Origin of the sequence: Streptomyces sp. NPDC059718 (genome assembly GCF_042733315.1) — a bacterium.
GTDB lineage: Bacteria > Actinomycetota > Actinomycetes > Streptomycetales > Streptomycetaceae > Actinacidiphila.
Window position 1 is genome coordinate 22,972 of the sequence record NZ_JBHWGA010000053.1, and the last position, 19,174, is coordinate 42,145.

Sequence of the window (19,174 nt, forward strand, 5' to 3'; positions counted from 1 at the left end):
CCCTAGTGCCCGCGCGGCGCGGTGACGTCGTACGAGATGCGCCCGGCGGGCAGGTAGAACAGCGCGATGAGGGCGCCGCCGCGGACCTCGGGGTAGTGGTGGCTGCCGGGGGCGGGGGCGGTCCAGCCCGGCCCCTGCCAGCCGCTGGGACCGGCGAGCTGCGCGTCCCGGTCGACGGGCGCCACGAGGTTGATCTCGCCGTAGGGGTGGGCGTGGTACTGGCCCCGGTAGCGGGCCTGGCTGTTCATGTACACAGCGGTGATGCTGAAGTACTGCGTCTCAGCCGAGGGCGGTGCGATGAGGCTGCGCCGGTAGTTCGGGCCGTCGATCTCGGCGTTCGCGGCCCAGCCCTCCTCGACGCCGAGCTTGATCAGGCGCGAGAGGTGTCCGTACAGCTCGCTGTGCGGACCGTGGGTGTCGTTCAGCCAGCCTTCGAGTTCCTTGCCCGCGGTGCGGTTCCTGACCGCGTCCAGGAACGGGATGCTGCGCTCGACGAGCTCGCGTTGGTGATCCATCCGTCCGTCCTCCCGGCGCCCGGGGTGGCCGTCGCACCCCGTCGATGCCAGCTTGGCGGCGAGTTTCGTTATAGTCAATAGCTGTAACGAAACACCGGTCCGAATCCCCGCACGTCGATCAGCGTTACAGTTCCTATCTGTAATGAATTTTCCGCTGCGACCCGTCTCCCCCGTCGTGGGGCGGCGGGCCGGCCGAGGAGGCGAGGCCCGTGCACGAGCCCATCAAGCGGTCCTGGCGGGCGTGGCGGGGATGGCGGCTGTCCGAGGTCGGCACCCCCGTCGCACTCGTGCTGATCATCACGACGATGGGTTTCCTCGCGCCCTCCGACGTGCACCTGGCTTCCCTGCTCATCGCCGCGCCCGCCCTGATGGCGGCGATCTCGACGGCGCGCGCCACCACCGCGGTGGCCGCGCTGTCACTGGTGGCCGCGGTGACCTGCGACGTCCACGACGGCCTGCTCCGCTCCCCCATCCTGCCGACGCATGTCGCCGCCCTGCTGGTGGTCTCCGGGTTCCTCGTCGCCTTCTGCGGCACCCGCGACCGCAACCGCCGGGAGGCGAGCCGGCTGCGGGTGGTCTCCGAGGCGGCGCAGCAGGTCGTCCTGCGGCCCCTCCCCCGACGGATCGAGGGCCTGCGGGTCGCCTCGGTGTACCGGGCGGCCGAGACGATGGCCGAGGTCGGAGGCGACCTGTACGCCGCGGCTCGGACGCCGTACGGCACCCGGCTCCTCATCGGTGACGTCAAGGGCAAGGGCCTGCAGGCGCTCGACGACACGGCGGCGCTGCTCGGCGCCTTCCGCGAGGCGGTGCACCAGCACCCCACCCTGCCCGGCCTGGCCGCGGCCCTGGAGGGCAGCGTGCGCCGGCACGTGGCCGAGGCGTCCGAGGCCGACGCCGACGCGCCGGAGCGGTTCATCACCGCACTGCTGGTGGAGTTCCCGGCCGGCGGGGGCCTCGTGCGCACGGTCAGTTGCGGGCACCCGTTGCCCCTGCTGCTGCGTGACGGCCGCATCACCGCCCTCGCGGGCCCGGCGCCCGCGCCGCCGCTCGGGCTGGCCGGCCTCGACCCCGCCGCGTACCGCGTGGCCTTCTTCCCGCTCGCCCCGGGCGACCTGCTCCTGCTCTACACCGACGGCCTCGCCGAGGCCCGGGACCGCTCGGGCGCCTTCTACTCCGTGACCGACCGCGGGATCCCCCGTGACACAGCCCTGTGCGACCCGGAATCCCTGCTCCAGGAAGTCCTGGCGGACCTGCTCCGCCACACGGACGGGCGGCTCAACGACGACGTGGCGCTGGTGGCCGTGCAGTGCCTGCCCGCCGGCTGACGCGTGGCTGCGCCGTCCCGCTCAGGAAGCCGGGTCGTCCGGCTCGATGCGGGCACCGTCCGCGTCCGGCGGCCACAGGGGCTCGGGCACCCGGGCCCCGAACGACGCGCCCCACCGGTTGCGCGACGAGACCTCGTGGACCGGACGCCGGTTGGCGGCGACCCCCCAGCGGCCCAGGGGATATCCGAACGCCAGCATCGCGATCATCCGCCAGCCGTCCGCGGTGGGCACGCCCAGCAGGTCGCACACGGTGTCGGCCTCGTAGCGCAGGACCGTGGTCAGCACGCTGCCGATGCCCTCGGCCCGCGCGGCCAGCAGCGAACTCCAGATGGCCGGGTAGATGTTCGCGCCGCCGTGGTCGTCCACCGCGAAGACGAAGAGCAGCAGGGGTATCTCGGCGAAGTGCTCGACGAAGTGGTCCCCGGAGCTCTTGATGCGCCCCAGGGACTGCGCCCGCCGTGCGGGGTCCTCGTGCGGTGCCGTACCGAGCCTGCCGGCCTCGATGTCGGCGTACTCCCGCTGCCGGCAGGACGCGTAGAGCTCGGCGAGCCGTGCCTTGAGCCCGGGGTCGTCGACGGCGAGGAAGTGCCAGCGTTGTGTGTTGCCGCCGTTGGGCGCCCGGATCGCGGCGTCCAGGATCCGGCACTGGCTCTCCATCGGGATGGGGTCCGGTTTCATGCGCCGCATGATCCGGGTCGTGTAGAGCGCTTCGTAGACGTCCACCGGTCAACTCCCAGGGCGCGAGCGGCAGTTACGTTACAGATGTTTACTGTAACACGAACGGATACCACCCGCCCGCGCCGCGGACCGCCCCGGCCCGCAGCACCGCGCCCGGCCGGATCAGGCGGAGCCGGCGGGGCGCACCGCGATGGCGGGCCAGACGGTGGCGACGAGGCGGTCCGGGATGTCCGCACCGGAACCGCCGGTGCGCAGGTAGTCCGCGAAGTAGCTGCCGAAGCAGAGGGTCACGACGGTGTCGAGGTCGACGTCCTCACGGACCTCGCCGCGCTCGCGGAGCCGCCGCAGGGTCTGCGCCAACTCGTCGCACCGGGGCCCCACTCCGTGCTCGCGCAGCTGCTCCAGCAGGCCGGGCGCGCGTTCGACCTCCGCCATGAAGTTGCCGTGCAGGGCCATCGCGCCCTTGTTGTGGTACCGCGGGTCGAGGCGGCGCACGGCCTCACGGAACGCCTCGACCGCGGTCAGCGCGTCCATGTCGACGTCCGGGTACGCCTCGCGCTGGGCGCGCAGTCCGTACCGGAGGGCGTCGACGACCAGGTCGTACTTGTTCGCCCAACGGCGGTACAGCGTGGGCCGGGTGACCCCGGCGTCGGCGACGATGTCCCCGATGGTCATCTGCGCGTACCCGTCGGCGACCAGCCGCTTGCGCGTCGCCCGGATGATCGCCTCCTCGATCGCCGGGTCCCGCGGCCGGCCACCGGCCCGCGAGCCGGCGCCGCGGTCGGCCCCCTTGCCGTCCTTGGCGCTTCCGGTGCGGTCGTCGCCGCTCATCCGCGGTCCTCTCTGTGCCCGGACACGGCCCCATGCCATCGATTGCGGGCATTACATTACATAAGTGTAATGTAATGGGCCCTCACTTCACCACGCGGACGCCTCTCCCACGAGGGCGCGGGCGCCGCGCCGGTGGGGGTGCCGAGCGGGGACGGCGCAGCTATCGTACCGACTGGACGGTATGAGCCGATCCCCCGCGAGCCCCCAAGGAGCCCCGCATGCCGCGCGCGAAGTCCAACGGTATAGAGCTCGAGTACGACACCTTCGGCAGCGCCGGCGATCCGGCGCTGCTGCTCGTCATGGGCCTCGGTGCGCAAATGACCCTGTGGCGGCCGGAGTTCTGCTCCGCGCTCGCGGACCGCGGCTTCTTCGTCGTGCGCTACGACAACCGCGACGCGGGCCTGTCGACCGGTCTCGACGAGCACCCCGTCCCGGACATCGGCGCCGTACTGTCGGGCGACCCCTCCAGCGTCCCCTATCTGCTGGGCGACATGGCGGACGACGCCGTGGGGCTGCTGGACGCGCTGGACATCCCGGCCGCGCACGTCGTCGGCGCCTCGATGGGCGGCATGATCGCCCAGCAGCTGACGATCGACCACCCCGACCGGGTGCTGTCGCTGTGCTCGATCATGTCCACCACCGGCGATCGGTCGGTGGGCCGCGCCTCGGCGGAGGCCGTCGCGGCGATGCCCGGCTCGAACGGCGTCCCCCTGACGCGCGAGGCCGTCATCGACGAGGGGGTGCGCAGGTCGGCCGTGATCGGCTCCCCCGCCTACCCGCCGGCTCCGCGGGAGTTGCGCGAGCGCATGACCGCCGACTACGACCGCGCGTACCGCCCGGAGGGCTACGTGCGCCAGTACGCCGCGATCCTCGCCTCTCCGGACCGCACGCCGGGCCTGCGGTCGGTGGCGGTACCGACGGTGGTCGTGCACGGCGAGCAGGACCCTTTGATCGACCACAGCGGCGGCCGGGCGACGGCGGCCGCGGTCCCCGGCAGCGAACTGCTGCTGATCCCGGGCATGGGCCACGACCTGCCGGAGCAGGTGTGGCCGGCGGTCGTCGACGCGATCGCCCGCAACGCCGCCAGGGCCACCGCCTGAGCCCGGACACCCGGAGCGGTCGCGCCTGGCGCCGGGCCGGCCTGCCGTCTGCGGGCCTGCCCGGCGGGCCGGCCGGGACACCGCACCTACCGCACCGACGCCGCCGGCGGGCGCTCGCGCAGGGCGCCGTAGCCGATGAAGTACGCCGGCACCCGCTTGAGCCAGGGCGTGGAGTTGAGCAGGCCGGCGAGCCGCCCCGCGCGGTCGGCGTCGCCGAGCGGGGAGCGTCCGGCCAGCACCGGGGCGACGAAGCGGCGGTGGGCCAGGCGCTGCAGGGCCTGCGTGGCGGCCGTGGTCGGCCACCGGCGGAGCTGTACGCCGCGGACGTCCCGCAGCCCGACGCTGCCGCGGCGCAGCGGCTCCACGAGATGGCGCGCGGTGGCGACGGCGTCCTCGACGGCGAGGTTGATGCCGATCCCGAACACCGGGGACATCGCGTGGGCGGCGTCGCCGATGCACAGCAACCCCGGGCGGTGCCAGCGCTCCAGCCGGTCGCAGCGCACGTCGAGGAGCTTCACCTCGTCCCAGGAGCGCACCGCGCGCACGCGGTCGCCCAGCCACGGCACCGCGGCCGAGTACGCCGCGAGGAACCGGTCGAGGCCCGCGGCACGGCGGTCGGCGTCGCTGCCCTTGGGGATCAGCGCGGCGCACTGCCAGTACTCCCCCCGGTCGATCATCGCGGTGAGGAAGCGGTCGCCGACTCCCGCCACCAGCCCCTGGGGGTCGCCCGGGTGCCGCGGCACCCGGAACCACCACGCGTCCATCGGACAGCCGAATTCCCGCAGGCCCAGTTCCGGCCGCGACCGTGCCAGTGACCCGCGGCCGTCGCAGGCCACGGTCAGGGTGGCCCGCAGTTCGCCACCGGCGCCGTCCGCGGTGCGGTACCGCACGCCGGTGATCCGGCCGCGCTCCTCCAGGAAGGAGGTCGCCTCGGTGCCCATGCGCAGGGTGAACGTCGGCTCGCGGCGGGCCTCGTCCGCGAGGAGGGCGAGCAGGTCCCACTGCGGCACCATCGCCACGTAGTTGTACGGGCCCCGCAGCGTGCCGACGTCCGAGACGGTGACCAGGGACCGCCCGGGGCCGATCGGCAACTGGACGGTGGTGACACGGCGTTGCGGCAGGGCGGCGAAGCGCTCGGCGAGGCCGAGTTCGTCCAGCAGGGCGAGGGTCGAGGGGTGCACGGTGTCGCCGCGGAAGTCGCGCAGGAAGTCGCCGTGCTTCTCCAGGACGGTGACCTCCACCCCCGCCCTGGCCAGCAGCAGGGCGAGCACCATGCCCGCCGGGCCGCCGCCCACCACGCAGCACGTGGTCCGTTCCATCGCAGCCCGCCCTCCGCCGTCATCCGCATCCCGGCCCCGATATAACGGGACATATTATCCTTGAACGGTGCACATTGATGCCGTCATGAGGTGCCACGCACTCCCGGAGGCCTGATGAGCCAGCAGCCGGTCACCCTGCCCTTCACCGATCCGGCCTTCGTCGCCGATCCCTTCCCCCTGTACCAGGAGCTACGCCAGGAGGGCCCGGTACGCCGCGCGGTCATCCAGGGCGAGCTGGAGGCCTGGCTGGTCACCCGGTACGAGGACGGCCTGGCGGCCCTGACCGATCCACGGCTGAGCAGCGACGTCCGCGACGCCGCGGACCCGCGGCTCATGGCGCGACTGCCCACCACCGAGCGCGAGTCGATGATCCGCACGATGCTGCGCGCCGACCCGCCCGACCACACCCGGCTGCGCCGGCTGGTCTCCAAGGCGTTCACCGCCCGCCGCGTGGCCGAGCTGGAGCCGCGCGTCCAGGCCGTCACCGACGAGCTCCTCGACGCGATCGTCCCGGCCGGGCGCGCCGACCTGGTCGAGGACTTCGCGCTGCCGCTACCCGTCACGGTCATCAGCGAACTGCTCGGCGTGCCCGTCTCCGACCGCTACGACTTCCAGCGGTGGACCGACGACATGGTCCTCCAGGGCCCCCAGCCGCCGGACCCGGCCAAGATCGAGGCGGCCTGGAAACAGATGCACGGCTACCTCACCGCCCTGCTGGACGCCAAGCGGGCACACCCCGGGGACGACCTGCTCAGCGCGCTGATCGCCACCCACGACGACGAGCAGCGGCTGGACCGGCACGAACTGATCTCGATGGCCTTCCTGCTCCTGGTCGCCGGGTACATCACCACCGTCAACCTCATCGGCAACGGCATCGCGGCCCTGCTCACCCACCCGGACCAGCTGCGCATGCTGCGCGAGGACCCGGAGCTGCTGCCCGGTGCGATCGAGGAGTTCCTGCGGTACGACGGGCCGGTCAACCCCGGCATCGCGCGCTTCGCCCGCGAGGACCTGACCATCGCGGGGGTCGCGATCCCGCGCGGCGCGACGGTGGTGGTCGCCTCCGCCATCGCCGACCGCGACCCGGCGCGGTTCGGCGACCCGGACCGCCTGGACATCACCCGGGAGGACAACGCCCACCTCGCCTTCGGGCACGGCATCCACTACTGCCTGGGGGCGCCGCTGGCCCGGCTGGAGGGCAGGATCGCCATCGGCACCGCCCTGCGCCGTCTGCCCGGCCTCGCCTTGGCCGTTCCGCCCGACGAGCTGCACTGGCGGCCGCGTGTGCTGCGCGGCCCCTCTCGGCTGCCCGTCACCTTCGGGTCCTCCGTCGGCTGAGGGCAGGGGCATCCGGACCGGGCACCGGACGCCCCCGCACGCGTACCACCGGGCGAGCCGTGCAGAAGGCTCGCCCGGCGGGCGGATTCGGCGGGAGCCGGTCAGATGCGTGAGCCTCCGGTGGGGCCCCTCATGTCCGAGGACTTCCCCCGGCCCGTGCCCGGCCGCATCGAGGACGCCGCCAGCGCGAGCGCCAGAGCGATGACGCCGACCACCACGTTGTTGACGATCGTGCGCGTCGTGCTGACGTTCCCCGCGATGCACCACGGCGAGATGATCGTCCACAGGCCGATGATGGCGGCGGCCCACGCCATGGAGTGCGTGCGCTCGAACGCCCTGCCCACGCCGCCCATGAGCATGGCGTACGCGATGCCGGCTATCAGGTTGCCGACGGCTATCGTCGACAGGCCGTTGAAGCCCACGATCCAGGGGGACGCCGCCAGGTAGGTGCCGGTCACCAGGCCCATGGCCTCGATCGCCTGGCCCCGGTTGGTGGCGGTCGTCCGTTCGTACTCCGCGCGCAGCGCCAGCAGGTCGGGGTGCTGCTCGATACTCGGTCGCGTAGAGGCCATCTAAACCATCCCCACTCATTTCGGACGTTTCACCCCACACTTACCCACGATGCGGCGGTCGAGACGTGGAGATTCACGCGGGACGGTACGAGCGGCCCGGAACGCCCTGGTCACGCGGTCCAGGAGCGTGCGACGGGGCGGGTCAGACGATCTGCTCGGTGTCGATCCGGGCGTCCACGCGCTTGTAGGCGTCGGGCTGCTGGGTGAGCACCGGAAGGCCGGTGGACAGCGCCAGGTGCGCGGCGTGGGCGGTGGCGATGTCCGTCGCGCGCTCGTGGGCGATCTGCGCGACGGACCAGCAGGTGGCCTCGCCGAGCGCCCGGAAGACGAAGCACGGCGCCGCCAGGGCGTCCTGGAGGCGTTCGTACACCTCGCCGAGGACCGACTCGGTCAGGCCCTGCGCGAAGGGCACCGCCGGGACGTACAGCGGCACCGCGGTCTGCGCCGAGCGGATGACCCGGGCGACCATGTACGGCCGCCCCAGGGCGAGGGCCCGGACGGCGGTGTGGTCGAGGATGTACCCGCCGCTCACGCCGCCTGACCCGGGTCCGCGGGAGGAGCGGTCTCGAAGCCGCGCCGCGCGTCGGCGGAGGCGACGGCCTCGAGGGCGGCCTCCCACTCGCCGGGGTGGTCCTGACGGGCCCGTGCGGCGAGCCAGTCGACGGCGCGCAGGGCGCGTTCGGTGCGCTGGAGCCGTTCGGTGACGGCCGCCTCGATGAACGCGGACCGGTTGCCGCCGGGGCCACCGGCCAGCTTGTCGACCGCGGCGACGGTGTCCTCGTCGAGGGTGATGGTGACCTTCTGCTTCGCCATACGGTCACCATACCGATGTATGGCCGCACGGGGGACGATCGTCACCCGACTGGACGACCACGTGTCGGACCCGGATGGGACGATGTCCCCCGCACGTTCGGACTCAGGGGAAGGCTGCACCGGCCATGTCGCTCATCCACCACACGACGCTGACGCCGACCAAGCTGGAGCTGCTCACGCAGTGGCTCCCCCGGCAGCCCTGGTACGCGGGCGCGGGGCGGGCGCCCGAGCTCGTGAAGGCAGGCGGCTTCCGCCTGGACGACCCCTTGGGCGAGGTCGGGGTGGAGTTCATGGTGGTCACCGACCAGGACGGCGCCGCGTACCACGTGCCCATGGGCTACCGCGGCGCGCCGCTGGCCGGCGCCGAGGACGCGCTCATCGGCACCACGGAGCACGGGGTGCTGGGCAAGCGCTGGATCTACGACGGCGCGCACGACCCGGTCGTGGTGGCCCAGTTGACCGCCCTGGTGCGCGGTGAGACCGAGGCACAGGCCCAGAGCCTCAGCGACACTCCCGACCCGACCGTCGCCCGGCACTACGCCGGACCGGTGGACGCCGCCGTGTCCGTCACCGGATCCGTGGCCGAAGGCCCGGAGGCCACGACCGACGTCACCGTCGACGCAGGACCGGCCGGGCGCCTGGTCCTCCGCGTGACGCGCGCCCTGCGCCCCGCCGCTGCCGACGGCACCGCGGACGGCGCGCTCGGTCACGTCGACGCCCGCTGGCAGCAGCCGGACGGCACCGAGGCCCGCGCGGTCTTCGCCGCCCTCCGGAAGGCCTCCGCCGGCTGAGCGGCGGGGCGGCTGAGCGACGGGGCGAAGATCGCCGAACAGCCGTGCGCGCAGGGCGCGTTCGGTAACCTCCCGCCATGAAGATCATGGGGGGTGTGGCGGTCGGGGCCGTCTTCGGGGCGGTCACCTCGCTCGTCAACGCGCTGTCCTCGCCGTACTCCGGACTCGGGGCCCCCATCACCGGCACCCTCTGGGGCGGAGCGGCCAAGGTGCTGAGCCTGCTGCTGGACGCGGGCTGGTCGTGGGCCGCGCTGGCGTTGGCCGCGGGCCTTCTCGCCGGGACCCCCGCCGGCGGCGTGCCGGCCGGACCGCTGTCGCTGATCGCCGCCACGGCGACGTACTCCGCGATGGACCACCTCCTCGTGAACGCGGGCAACGATGTCCTCCTCTGGGCGGTGGTCGCGGTGTTCTTCGGACCGTTCCTCGGCATGACGGGCGCGGCCATCCGGCGGCCCGGCCTGACCGGCCTCCTGGCCGCGTTGACGGTGCCGGTCGGTGCCGCCGTCCAGATGGTCGTGCTGCCGCCCCGGCCGCATGTGACGGTGACCCCGGCGATCGCCGTCGCCGAGGCCCTGGTCTGGACGGCCGCGGCGGCCGGCGCGGCCTGGGCCGTCCACCGTTTCCTCGCCGAGCGGCGTGCCGTCAGGGCCCGGTGACGACGGCAGTCGCTCGCCGAGCGGCGGGATGCCGCCTGGCGGAGACTGGGAGGAGCACGGTCGTGCCGCCGTGATCGTCGACCGGGTCGCCCCAGGGAGCGGACATGCGCATCGACCTCACCGGACGGACCGCCTTGGTGACGGCATCGACGCAGGGCATCGGAGCGGCCATCGCGGCCGGGCTCGCACGGGCGGGAGCGCGCGTGGGCGTCAACGGCCGCGACCCGGACCGGGTGGACCAGGCCCTCAAGCAGCTGCGGGACGAGGTGCCGGACGGGGAGTTCGTCGCCGTCGGAGCCGACGTGGCCACCGACGAGGGCGCCGAACGGGCCCGCGAGGCCGTGCCGGACGTCGACATCCTCATCAACAACCTCGGCGTCTACGGCGCCAGGGACGCCCTGGAGATCGACGACGCCGAGTGGCGCCGGTACTTCGACGTCAACGTCCTGTCCGCCGTCCGCCTGACCCGGATGTACATGCCGCGGATGCTGGAGCGGGACTGGGGCCGCATCCAGTACATCTCCAGCGAGTCCGGAGTGGCGATCCCCGTCGAGATGATCCAGTACGGCATGACGAAGACGGCGATGCTCGCCCTCGGGCGCGGCTTCGCCAAGAAGGCAGCGGGTTCGGGCGTCACGGTGAACTCGGTCCTGGTCGGCCCGACCCGTACCGCGGGGGTGGAGGAGTTCGTCCAGGGGCTCGTCGGCAGCGAGTTGCCCTGGGAGGAGGCGCAGCGCGTCTTCATGCGCGAGCACCGCCCGCAGTCGCTGCTGCAACGCCTCATCGAGCCGGCGGAGATCGCCAACATGGTGGTCTACCTCAGCTCCGACCTCGCCTCGGCCACCACCGGCGGCGCCGTCCGCGTCGACGGGGGCTGCGTGGACGCCATCGTCCCCTGAGACGGCGTCAGCCGCCGGGTCGCGTCATCCGTGCCGTGCGCTCCAGCCAGGCGGCCGTGAGCGAGCCGTGTCGCTCGACGACGTCCTCCGGTTCCCCGTTGAGGAGGGCGAAGGCCACCTGCTCCAGGCCGAAGGTGAGGTACCACGTCCACGCGCGGTGCAGGGTCGGCCGGTCGACGGCCGCCGCCACCTTGTCCCAGCCGTGCCAGGCCAGGCAGGCGGCGTCGACGGCCGGGTCGAACGGCTGGGCGAGGTCCCAGTCCAGCACGCCGACCACGCGGCCGTCGTCGCTCCAGTGCAGGTTGCCGCCGGCCAGGTCGCCGTGGACCAGGGACGGTTCGACCGGGGGAAGGTCCAGGGCGGCGCCCACGCGGCGGCGCGCCTCGGACCGCCACGTGCGCGGCAACCGGGGGACGACGTCGCGCTCCATCATCTCGGCCCACCGGTCGCCGCCCGCGTATTCGTGCGCGGCGCCCAGCAGGCCCTGGAGGTCGCGGCAGTCCACGTCCTTCAGTGCCCGCAGCAGCCCCGCGAGGTGTTCCGGCTCCCCGCCCCCGCCCCGTGGTGCGGGCGTTCCTCCCACCCAGGACAGCGCGACAGCGGTGTGCCCCGCCACCGGGACCACGTCGGACAGCGGGCGCGGCACGGCGAAGGGCAGGTCCAGGGCGCCCAGGCGGCGCAGCAGCTCCATGCGCCGGGACAGCGCCGCGACCGCGGTGGGGTTCCTGGCGACGCGCACGACCGCGACGCCCGGAAGCAGCACCACATGGTGCGAGCCACCGACCGCGAGGGCCGCGCCGCGCAGGTCGCGTCCCGGCAGCAGGGCCGCGGCGACGCTCAGCAGCTCCTCGGGCACGTGATCGGGCATCACCGCAGCGTAGGGCCCCCGCGCGGGACGCGATAGCCTTTCGATCATGGCGGACTGGGACATACGGCCGGCTGCGGCCACGGACGTCGAGGCGGTGGCGGAGCTGCGCGCCGTGGTGATGCGGGCCGACCTGGAGCGACTCGGGCGGTACGACGAGCACCGCGTGCGGCAGCGCCTGCGGGACGCCTTCGCGCCGGAGCACACCTGGGTCATCGACGTGGGCGGCGCTGTCGCCGGCTGCGTCGCCCTGCGGCCCGCCGGGGACGCCCACTGGCTGGAGCACTTCTACCTGGACCCGCGTCTGCAGGGCGGCGGCATCGGCACGGCCGTACTGCGGGAGCTGCTGGAGCGGTGCGACCGGGACGGCGTCCCGGTCAGGCTGAACGTGCTGCGGGGCAGCGCGGCCCGGCGGCTGTACGAGCGGCACGGGTTCACCGTCGACACCGAGGATCCGGTCGACGTGTTCATGGTGCGCGAACCCGCCGCCGTGTGCGGCGGTTGACCCCTGGGGGTCGCCGGAGCGATCCGGTCAGCCGCGCGGGCGCTCGACGCGCCGGCCGCCTCCCCCCTGCCCGAAGGCTCGGCCACGACGCGGGCACGCCCCGTTCCGTGCGCCGCCGCTGTCAGGCCTCCCGCGGTCGCATCAGTGCCAGGTCCTCGCCCCACGCGTCCAGCACGGCGCCGTGCCCGGCGCGGCGGGCCGCCGCCTCGACGCGGGCGAAGAGCTCCCGCTGCGCGGACACGTCCCCGGTCGCCGAGATGGTCTCCGCGGCGTCGAGCAGCATGCGGGCGTCCCAGCCGGGCAGGGGAAACCGGGCGAGTTCCCACTCCAGGTACTTGTTGTACGGGCGGGGGCGCCGGTCGAGGGCGAAGAGCAGTTCCAGCAGGAACCCGATGCTGTCGGCGGCGTCGAGCCGCGCCGCGAGCGCGTGTCCGTCGCGGTCGTTCTTGACCGAGCGGTAGAGGGAGTTGGCGTAGGCGTCGAGCCACCGGCCCGCGTCCCGGGACGCCTCGCCGGCGTCGAGCCGCGCCTTGGCGGCCACGATCCCAGCGATCCCGCCCCCGAGCCGGTCGAGCACGGTCCGGGCGCGCGCGAGCGCGTACCGCTCGAACCCCGGCATCCCGGCGGCGCGGAACTCCTCGATGGAGACGATGACGAGGTCCAGCTCCGGTGTGCGGTGCCCCGCGAAGCGCGTGAGAGCCGTCGTCGCGCCGTCGGCGACCACGACGTACAGGTCGTGGTCGGAGTGTTCCGTGGTCATGCCCTCGTGGGCCCGTGAGCCCTTGAGGACGAGTCCGACGACAGCCGGGTCGGCGGTCGCGAGTTCGACGAACGCTTCATAGGTGAGGGGCTGCTGAGAGGCCACTCGCACTCTCCGGGGGTTGTGAACCACTCGTTCTAAAGTATGCAGGAGCGCACATAGCTGCCTTATAGGCCGTTATGATCTCTGCGTGAATCTGATGGACTGGGCACAAGCGCAGGGGGCCAGTCCCCATACGGCGTATCGCTCGTTTCGTCAGGGCACGTTGCCGGTTCTGGCGGAGCGGCTGGGACCACGCACGATCCCCGTAAGGGTGGAGGGCAACGCTACACCCGAAGCGGTCAGCGACATCGGCCTGGCGAAGAACCGCGCTCGTAAGGCGTTGGAGGCCGCCGAGCATGGCTGATCAGCGCATGCCGCTGCGCGCGATCGCGCGGTCGTACGTCGCTGACGGACCGTCCGGCGTCACCATCCGTGACCGGCTGGGGGGCCTCACGGCCGAGGACGAGAAGATGCTGCGGATGGTGGGCACGCACCTAGGCGCGCTGGCCTCGCGTGATCTGGCCCGCAGGTGCCGGGACGGCCTGGACCACTCCACGGATACATGGGCCGAACGCAAGCGGGAGTTGACTGCTCAGTCGTCGTCCCGGTGGGCCGGATCGATCGCAGCCAACGCCCATGACCAGTGGGGCTTGTCCCGGCGCGCTCAAGTAGCGCACCTGCAGTCACTCGATGCGGGTACCCGCATGATCCGGCATCGCTTGTCTCTCCCCGTCGGGGAGAAGGGCAGCCGTGGCAGACCAGGCGGATACCGGTCCCGCCATGAGTGGTTCCACAAGTCTCGGCGCCTGGCGATCCTTGAGGCCACCTACGGCCGCCTGTCGGCCGAGCGGGAAACCGGGCGTGTCAAGGTAGTGCGCGGAGGCCGGAAACTGGCGAACACCCGGCACAACCTGACCGCCGCGAATCTGACCGAGGCTGCATGGAAGAAGCACTGGGAGGCATCCCGCTGGTTCCTGGCGGCTGACGGCGAGTCCGGAAAGCGGTACGGCAACGAGACGATCCGCGTCACCCCGGACGGCGAAGTTTCGATCAAGCTGCCCGCTCCGCTGGCCCACCTAGCCAACGCGAAGCACGGCCGGTATACCCTCGCTGCCCGAGTCGGCTTCCCACATCGGGGCGAGGAGTGGCGCGACCGTGTCTCGACGAACCGGGCCGTGGCCTACCGCATCCACCTCAACGCCCACACCGGGCGTTGGTACCTGGATGCGTCCTGGACCCGCAAAGACCTGCCCGTCGTCCCCCTCGATATCCTGCGGGCCGATGGCGCGGTCGGGGTGGACATGAACGCCGATCACCTCGCCGCGTGGCAGCTCGACGAGTACGGAAACCCCGTCGGCGCACCTCCCCGCTTCGACTACAACATGTCCGGGTCGGCCACCCGACGTGATGCCCAGCTCCGCCACGCCCTCACCCGCCTCCTGCACTGGGCCAAGAGCACAGGCGTGCAGGCCATCGCGATCGAAGACCTGGACTTCACCAACTCCAGGACTCGCGAGAAACACGGCCGCAGGAAGCGGTTCCGACAACTCGTCTCCAGCATTCCCACAGGCAAACTCCGCGCCCGGCTGCTGTCGATGTGCGCCGAGTCCGGTCTCAGCGTGATTGCTGTCGATCCCGCCTACACCCGCCGCGCTGTTCGCCGAGTGGCCCGGCGCCGCAGGCTCCCCTCCCCCGGCCGGGGCCCACGAACTGCAGGGGCTCTCCCCCGGCCGCGAGGTCGTCCTGCTCGGCTCCGTGCTCGCCGGTGACCACCCCGGACGCGGCGAGGCCGGCGGGCTGACCGTCTTCAAGTCCACGGGGCACGCGGCGCTGGACGTGGCCGCCGCCCATGTCGTCCACGCCGTCGCGCGTGCGGAGGGACTGGGCACGACCGTGGACGTTTGACCGTTCCCGACCGCACAGACAAGGAGCGCGAGCCTTGCAGCAGCCACAGCAACCGTCACAGCACGGGGCACAGCGGCAGCCACTGGACGGCGTCACCGTCGTCTCCCTGGAGCAGGCCGTCGCCGCGCCGTTCGCGACCCGTCAGCTGGCGGACCTCGGCGCACGGGTGATCAAGGTCGAGCGGCCGGGCGGCGACTTCGCGCGGGAGTACGACAAGGCCGCCAAGGGTGAGTCCGCGTACTTCGTCTGGTGCAACCGCGGCAAGGAGAGCGTGGTCCTGGACCTCAAGGAGGAGGGCGACCGCGCTCTGCTCGACCGGATCCTGGCGGAGGCCGACGTCTTCGTGCAGAACCTCGCCCCCGGTGCCGCCGAGCGGCTGGGCCTGGGCGCGGAGGCGCTGCGCGCGCGGCATCCGCGGCTGATCTGGTGCGGTGTGTCGGGCTACGGCGACGACGGGCCCTACGCGGCGAAGAAGGCGTTCGACCTGCTGGTGCAGTGCGAGTCGGGGCTGGTGTCGCTGACGGGCACGCCGGGCAGCCCCGCGCGGGCCGGGATCTCCATCGCCGACATCGCGGCCGGGATGTACGCGTACACCGGCGTCCTGACCGCGCTGTACGAGCGTGAACGCACCGGCGAGGGCAGCGCCTTCGGCGTGGCGATGCTCGACGCGCTCGGCGAGTGGCTGGGGCAGCCCCTCTTCCACGGCCTGTACGGGAGCGCGCCGCTGACCCGCAGCGGCGCCCGGCACCCGTCGATCTCGCCGTACGGCCACTACCGGGCGGGCGACGGCGGGGAGGTCTTCGTCAGCGTGCAGAGCGACCGCGACTGGGTCGCCCTGTGCGAGAAGGTGCTGGAGCGGCCCGGGCTGGTCCGTGATCCGCGGTTCGCGGACAATCCGCTGCGCCACGCCCACGACGACGAGCTCACCGCGATCCTCGAGGAGCACTTCGCCGCCTTCACAGCCGACGAGGTCCTGGAGCGCCTGGACGGCGCCGGGATCGCGAACGCCCGGCTGCGGTCGGTCGCGGAGTTCGCGGCCCACCCACAGCTAGAAGCCCGCGACCGCTGGCGGCAGTTCGGCACGCCGTCCGGCCCGCTGCGCGGGCTGCTGCCGCCGGTGACGGTACGCGGACGCGAGGCCCTGATGGGTTCGGTTCCGGCGCTGGGCGAGCACACGGACGCCGTTCGCGCCGAGTTCTCCGGCGCGCGGAAAGGGACGGAGGGCGGCCGGTGAGCGACCACGCGGCGATCGCGACGGAGCGACGGCTCGTCACCCAGCCCGGGCTCACGGGCCCAGGCACGGCTCACTACGGGTCAGGGAGCGGGTGACGAAGGCCCGCGGATGACCATCGGTTTCGCGGCCTCGGCCCGGGCACGGGCCGAGGCGCTCTCCACCTGGTCACGCGTGACTTCCAGGTAAAAGCGTTCCCCATGGGCGTCGGTGATGTCGATGACGATGCCGGTCCACTCCTCGGCGGGCTCCTCGGGTACATGACCGAGCTGGTATTCGGCGTCCCGGAGCAGTTCCTCCGTCACCCGGACCCCGGTCAGCCGCTCGGCGAGGGCAAAGGCCGCGGCCTTGGTGTCGACGCCCCCGCCTGTCCCGTGTTCGTCCTCCGACAGTGCCCATCCGACCTCGAGGATCGACGAGTTGAGGGCATCGGGGGTGCTGCCAGCCCTGACTGCGGGCCGCTCGAACGTGGTCCGGAGTTCCCCGTCCTCATACCAGTGGAAGAAGTCCATGGGCTTGCCTCCGTTGCTGGAGTGCACCACGGCGCGCCCGCCCGTCGACAGGGCCTCCAGGAAGCGCGGCTGCATCCCCGTGCCCCCCTCTCCGACGTGCAGGACGAGCGTCCAGTCGCCGCCTTCGCCCGGGACGGTGAACGCGCCCGCGACGAAGGAGTCGTCCCAGTAGTCCATCGGGTCGCGCAGTTCGTCCTGCCGCTCGATCAGCGCGTCGGCTCCCGTACATGTGCCCTGCGGCTCCGCCCCCATCACCCGCAGCACCTCCCCCGGGGTGACACCCCGCGCCAGGGTCAGGGTGTACCCGCACTCCAGCGCGTAGCCGAACAGCGGAGAGGAACGTATCCATGCGTAGTCCTGTGCGGTCGCCGAGGTCATGCATCACAGTCTGCCTGCCGCCACCGACAAGGCCGTGAAACGGACCAGAGGTTGGAGCTGTTCGCGGCCATTGCCGTAGACAGTGTCTACGGGCTACTGGTAGACACTCCCCATGACCGATGGCGGCTCCCTGCGGGAGCGACTTGTCGATGCCGGCGTGGACCTCGTGCTGGCCGGGGGCACCGCGTCGGTGGGGCTGCGCGAGATCGCACGGAGGGCCGGGGTGTCGCACGGCGCGCCGCGGCGCCACTTCCCCACGCACGATTCACTGCTGTCGGCGATCGCCCGGCGCGGATTCGAGGACCTGCAGGCGCGTTTCGCGACCGCGACCGCCACCGCGGACGCGGCAGCGCCGCGTGCCCAACTGGCGGCCGCCGCACGGGCGTACGTCGGGTACGCGCTGGACCACCGCGGCATGTTCGAGCTGATGTTCCGCCACGACCTGCTGGACGGCGCGCCGCAGGGGGCCGGCGGTCCGCGGCTGCGGGAGACGTCACTGCCCCTCTTCGGGGCCCTCGTCGAGCTCGTCACCCGGTGCCGGGCCGAGCAGGACGCCGCCGTGGTGGCCACCGCGCCGCCCGCCCCGGTGACGGCCGCCGCCCTTTGGTCGAACCTGCACGGGCTCGTCCAGTTGTGGACCTGGGGCAGCCTCCAGGTCGTCCTGGGCGCCGAAGACCCGGACGAGGAGTCGCTGCGCCACGAGCAACTCCTCACGGCCGTCCTCGACGCCCACCTCGGGCCGGTGCCCGCGTGATCTCCCCCGCGCGGCAGCGGCTCGCGCTGGCGGCGAGCGTCGCAGGGGCCGCGATCGTCACCCTGGACGGTGGCGTCCTGCTGGTGGCGCAGCCCAGCCTGCAGCGGGATCTCGGTGCGGGCGTCGCCGAGGTCCAGTGGACCAGCACGGGCTACCTGGTGGCGGTGGCGGCACTGCTCGTGCTCGCGGGCCGGCTCGGGGACCGCTACGGGCACCGGCGCCTGCTCTGCGCCGGGGTGCTGGGTTTCGGGGCGGCGTCGGCCGGGATCGCCGTCGCGGGCGGCGTCGGCTGGGTCATCGCGCTGCGCGTGGCCCAGGGCGTGTTCGGTGCGCTCCTGCAGCCCGCGACGCTCGCGCTGCTGCGGCTGGCCTACCCCGAGGACCGGCTGGGACGGCCGATCGCCGTCCGCACGAGCGCGCTCGCGGTGGCCGCGGGTGCCGGTCCCGTCCTCGGCGGGCTCGTCGTGGCGCACCTGGGATGGCGCGCGGTGTTCTGGATCAACGTCCCCCTCGCGCTCGCGATCGCCGTGCTCACGCTCGCCGTCCGGGTGCCCGTGCCGCCGCGGCCGGACGGGGGCGGAGGGAGGGTCGGCACGGCCGGGGCGGCCCTGCTCGCGCTGGCGCTCGCGGCCCTCGTGCACGCGCTGGCGGGCATACCCGAGCGGGGGTGGACGGGTGCCGGTACGGTGCTCGAACTCCTCGCCGTGGCGGGCGCCGTCGCGGTGCTCATCGTGTACGAGCGGCGCGCACGGCATCCCAACGTGCCCCGCGCGGTGGCCCGTTCGGTACCCGTGACGGCGTCCGTCGCCATCTTGCTGGTGACGACCGCGGGGCTGTTCGGCACGTTGTTCCGGGCCACGTTCTACCTTCAGGACGTGCTGCGTCTCGACCCGCTGGCCACGGGCCTGAGGGTGCTCCCGCTGACGGCGCTCATGGTGCTCGGCGCACCCGCCGCGAGTGCCGCGCTGCGCCGCTACGGCCCGCGCCGTACCGCCCTGTGCGGCACGCTCCTGGTCGTCCTGGGCATCACGCTGCTCTCGCGGTCCGGGCCGGGCAGCGCGTGGGCCGCCATGGCTGCCGCGTTCGCCGTGCTCGGCGCGGGCTTCGCCACCGTCATGGTGACCGCCACCGCCTCCGTCGTCGGCGACGCGCCACCCGGGTACGCCGGGGTCGTCGGGGGCCTGAAGCAGACGGCGATGAACGTCGGCCCGACCCTCGGCATCGCGGTCGCGGCCGGCACGACGGGCACGGCCGGGATGCCGGGCCCGACGATGAGCACCACCCTCGTCCTCCTCGCCGGGCTCGCCGCGCTCGGCCTGCTCCCGGCGTCGCTGCTGCCCCGGCCAGCGAGGGCATAGACCTCGCCGACCGGCCCACCGGCTGGG

At 73.1% G+C, this 19,174-nt stretch carries 23 protein-coding genes; 13 read left to right on the forward strand and 10 right to left on the reverse strand.

What is annotated here, in order from left to right; translation table 11 throughout:
- Positions 1 to 2: 2 nt before the first annotated feature.
- A complete protein-coding gene (locus ACFV3E_RS38655; RefSeq protein WP_500539986.1) occupies positions 3 to 515 on the reverse strand; it encodes a 4-hydroxylaminobenzoate lyase in 513 nt (170 codons plus the stop codon).
- A gap of 209 nt (positions 516 to 724) precedes the next feature.
- Here ACFV3E_RS38655 and ACFV3E_RS38660 point away from each other — a divergent pair, with 209 nt between their 5' ends.
- The gene (locus ACFV3E_RS38660) at positions 725 to 1,840 is read left to right on the forward strand and encodes a PP2C family protein-serine/threonine phosphatase (RefSeq protein WP_500539988.1); all 1,116 of its coding nucleotides are present in this window, start codon (positions 725 to 727) and stop codon (positions 1,838 to 1,840) included.
- A gap of 21 nt (positions 1,841 to 1,861) precedes the next feature.
- Here the strand turns inward: ACFV3E_RS38660 and ACFV3E_RS38665 are convergent, their stop codons facing one another.
- Positions 1,862 to 2,563 carry a nitroreductase family protein gene (locus tag ACFV3E_RS38665; RefSeq protein ID WP_500539989.1) on the reverse strand — a complete coding sequence of 234 codons (702 nt, stop codon included), beginning with the start codon at positions 2,561 to 2,563 and terminating at the stop codon, positions 1,862 to 1,864.
- Positions 2,564 to 2,680: 117 nt separating this feature from the next.
- Positions 2,681 to 3,349: a TetR/AcrR family transcriptional regulator gene (locus tag ACFV3E_RS38670; RefSeq protein ID WP_500539991.1), complete on the reverse strand. Its 669-nt coding sequence runs from the start codon at positions 3,347 to 3,349 to the stop codon at positions 2,681 to 2,683.
- A gap of 218 nt (positions 3,350 to 3,567) precedes the next feature.
- On the opposite strand from ACFV3E_RS38670, the gene ACFV3E_RS38675 reads away from it, so the two are divergent.
- Entirely contained in the window at positions 3,568 to 4,449 is an 882-nt protein-coding gene (locus ACFV3E_RS38675; protein ID WP_500539994.1) for an alpha/beta fold hydrolase, read from the forward strand.
- 86 nt (positions 4,450 to 4,535) lie between these two features.
- Here ACFV3E_RS38675 and ACFV3E_RS38680 read toward each other — a convergent pair whose 3' ends face one another.
- Entirely contained in the window at positions 4,536 to 5,768 is a 1,233-nt protein-coding gene (locus ACFV3E_RS38680) for an FAD-dependent oxidoreductase (RefSeq protein WP_500539996.1), read from the reverse strand.
- A 114-nt stretch (positions 5,769 to 5,882) separates the two neighbouring features.
- Between ACFV3E_RS38680 and ACFV3E_RS38685 the strand changes: the two genes are divergently transcribed.
- The gene (locus tag ACFV3E_RS38685) at positions 5,883 to 7,106 is read left to right on the forward strand and encodes a cytochrome P450 family protein (RefSeq protein ID WP_500539998.1); all 1,224 of its coding nucleotides are present in this window, start codon (positions 5,883 to 5,885) and stop codon (positions 7,104 to 7,106) included.
- A gap of 101 nt (positions 7,107 to 7,207) precedes the next feature.
- On the opposite strand, the gene ACFV3E_RS38690 is transcribed toward ACFV3E_RS38685, so the two are convergent.
- The 3 genes from ACFV3E_RS38690 to ACFV3E_RS38700 form a co-directional block, all read right to left on the reverse strand.
- Positions 7,208 to 7,678, reverse strand: a complete 471-nt coding sequence (locus ACFV3E_RS38690) for an SPW repeat protein (protein WP_499509167.1) — start codon at positions 7,676 to 7,678, stop codon at positions 7,208 to 7,210.
- A gap of 142 nt (positions 7,679 to 7,820) precedes the next feature.
- Complete coding sequence (locus ACFV3E_RS38695) at positions 7,821 to 8,210, reverse strand: hypothetical protein (RefSeq protein WP_500328836.1); 390 nt, start codon at positions 8,208 to 8,210, stop codon at positions 7,821 to 7,823.
- Entirely contained in the window at positions 8,207 to 8,491 is a 285-nt protein-coding gene (locus ACFV3E_RS38700) for a ribbon-helix-helix domain-containing protein (RefSeq protein ID WP_499509169.1), read from the reverse strand. Before ACFV3E_RS38700 ends, ACFV3E_RS38695 begins: the two co-directional genes overlap by 4 nt.
- A 125-nt stretch (positions 8,492 to 8,616) precedes the next feature.
- On the opposite strand from ACFV3E_RS38700, the gene ACFV3E_RS38705 reads away from it, so the two are divergent.
- From ACFV3E_RS38705 to ACFV3E_RS38715, 3 genes are all read left to right on the forward strand, one after another.
- The gene (locus tag ACFV3E_RS38705; protein WP_500540000.1) at positions 8,617 to 9,282 is read left to right on the forward strand and encodes a maltokinase N-terminal cap-like domain-containing protein; all 666 of its coding nucleotides are present in this window, start codon (positions 8,617 to 8,619) and stop codon (positions 9,280 to 9,282) included.
- Between the two features lie 77 nt (positions 9,283 to 9,359).
- The gene (locus ACFV3E_RS38710; RefSeq protein ID WP_500540002.1) at positions 9,360 to 9,938 is read left to right on the forward strand and encodes a hypothetical protein; all 579 of its coding nucleotides are present in this window, start codon (positions 9,360 to 9,362) and stop codon (positions 9,936 to 9,938) included.
- Positions 9,939 to 10,042: 104 nt separating this feature from the next.
- Positions 10,043 to 10,837, forward strand: coding sequence for an SDR family NAD(P)-dependent oxidoreductase (locus ACFV3E_RS38715; protein ID WP_500540004.1), 795 nt, complete (start codon positions 10,043 to 10,045; stop codon positions 10,835 to 10,837).
- Positions 10,838 to 10,844: 7 nt separating this feature from the next.
- Here the strand turns inward: ACFV3E_RS38715 and ACFV3E_RS38720 are convergent, their stop codons facing one another.
- Entirely contained in the window at positions 10,845 to 11,705 is an 861-nt protein-coding gene (locus ACFV3E_RS38720) for a phosphotransferase (protein ID WP_500540006.1), read from the reverse strand.
- 46 nt (positions 11,706 to 11,751) lie between these two features.
- Between ACFV3E_RS38720 and ACFV3E_RS38725 the strand changes: the two genes are divergently transcribed.
- Complete coding sequence (locus ACFV3E_RS38725) at positions 11,752 to 12,207, forward strand: GNAT family N-acetyltransferase (RefSeq protein ID WP_500540008.1); 456 nt, start codon at positions 11,752 to 11,754, stop codon at positions 12,205 to 12,207.
- 121 nt (positions 12,208 to 12,328) lie between these two features.
- Here ACFV3E_RS38725 and ACFV3E_RS38730 read toward each other — a convergent pair whose 3' ends face one another.
- Entirely contained in the window at positions 12,329 to 13,072 is a 744-nt protein-coding gene (locus tag ACFV3E_RS38730; RefSeq protein WP_500540010.1) for a hypothetical protein, read from the reverse strand.
- Between the two features lie 85 nt (positions 13,073 to 13,157).
- Between ACFV3E_RS38730 and ACFV3E_RS38735 the strand changes: the two genes are divergently transcribed.
- From ACFV3E_RS38735 to ACFV3E_RS38750, 4 genes are read left to right on the forward strand one after another with little or no spacing between them, the layout of a single operon-like run.
- Positions 13,158 to 13,373 carry a hypothetical protein gene (locus ACFV3E_RS38735; protein ID WP_500540012.1) on the forward strand — a complete coding sequence of 72 codons (216 nt, stop codon included), beginning with the start codon at positions 13,158 to 13,160 and terminating at the stop codon, positions 13,371 to 13,373.
- Complete coding sequence (locus tag ACFV3E_RS38740; protein ID WP_500540014.1) at positions 13,366 to 14,778, forward strand: nuclease/transposase family protein; 1,413 nt, start codon at positions 13,366 to 13,368, stop codon at positions 14,776 to 14,778. The genes ACFV3E_RS38735 and ACFV3E_RS38740 overlap by 8 nt, the downstream gene beginning before the upstream one ends.
- Positions 14,765 to 14,914: a hypothetical protein gene (locus tag ACFV3E_RS38745; protein WP_500540016.1), complete on the forward strand. Its 150-nt coding sequence runs from the start codon at positions 14,765 to 14,767 to the stop codon at positions 14,912 to 14,914. Before ACFV3E_RS38740 ends, ACFV3E_RS38745 begins: the two co-directional genes overlap by 14 nt.
- Positions 14,915 to 14,948: 34 nt before the next feature.
- The gene (locus ACFV3E_RS38750) at positions 14,949 to 16,148 is read left to right on the forward strand and encodes a CaiB/BaiF CoA transferase family protein (RefSeq protein WP_500540018.1); all 1,200 of its coding nucleotides are present in this window, start codon (positions 14,949 to 14,951) and stop codon (positions 16,146 to 16,148) included.
- A gap of 80 nt (positions 16,149 to 16,228) precedes the next feature.
- Here ACFV3E_RS38750 and ACFV3E_RS38755 read toward each other — a convergent pair whose 3' ends face one another.
- Positions 16,229 to 17,035 (reverse strand): DUF6461 domain-containing protein, encoded by an 807-nt coding sequence (locus ACFV3E_RS38755; protein ID WP_500540020.1) that lies wholly within the window; start codon positions 17,033 to 17,035, stop codon positions 16,229 to 16,231.
- 112 nt (positions 17,036 to 17,147) lie between these two features.
- Between ACFV3E_RS38755 and ACFV3E_RS38760 the strand changes: the two genes are divergently transcribed.
- Together ACFV3E_RS38760 and ACFV3E_RS38765 are read left to right on the forward strand one after the other, a co-directional pair.
- Complete coding sequence (locus tag ACFV3E_RS38760) at positions 17,148 to 17,789, forward strand: TetR/AcrR family transcriptional regulator (protein ID WP_500540022.1); 642 nt, start codon at positions 17,148 to 17,150, stop codon at positions 17,787 to 17,789.
- Positions 17,786 to 19,147, forward strand: a complete 1,362-nt coding sequence (locus tag ACFV3E_RS38765) for an MFS transporter (protein WP_500540024.1) — start codon at positions 17,786 to 17,788, stop codon at positions 19,145 to 19,147. Before ACFV3E_RS38760 ends, ACFV3E_RS38765 begins: the two co-directional genes overlap by 4 nt.
- Positions 19,148 to 19,174: the final 27 nt, after the last annotated feature.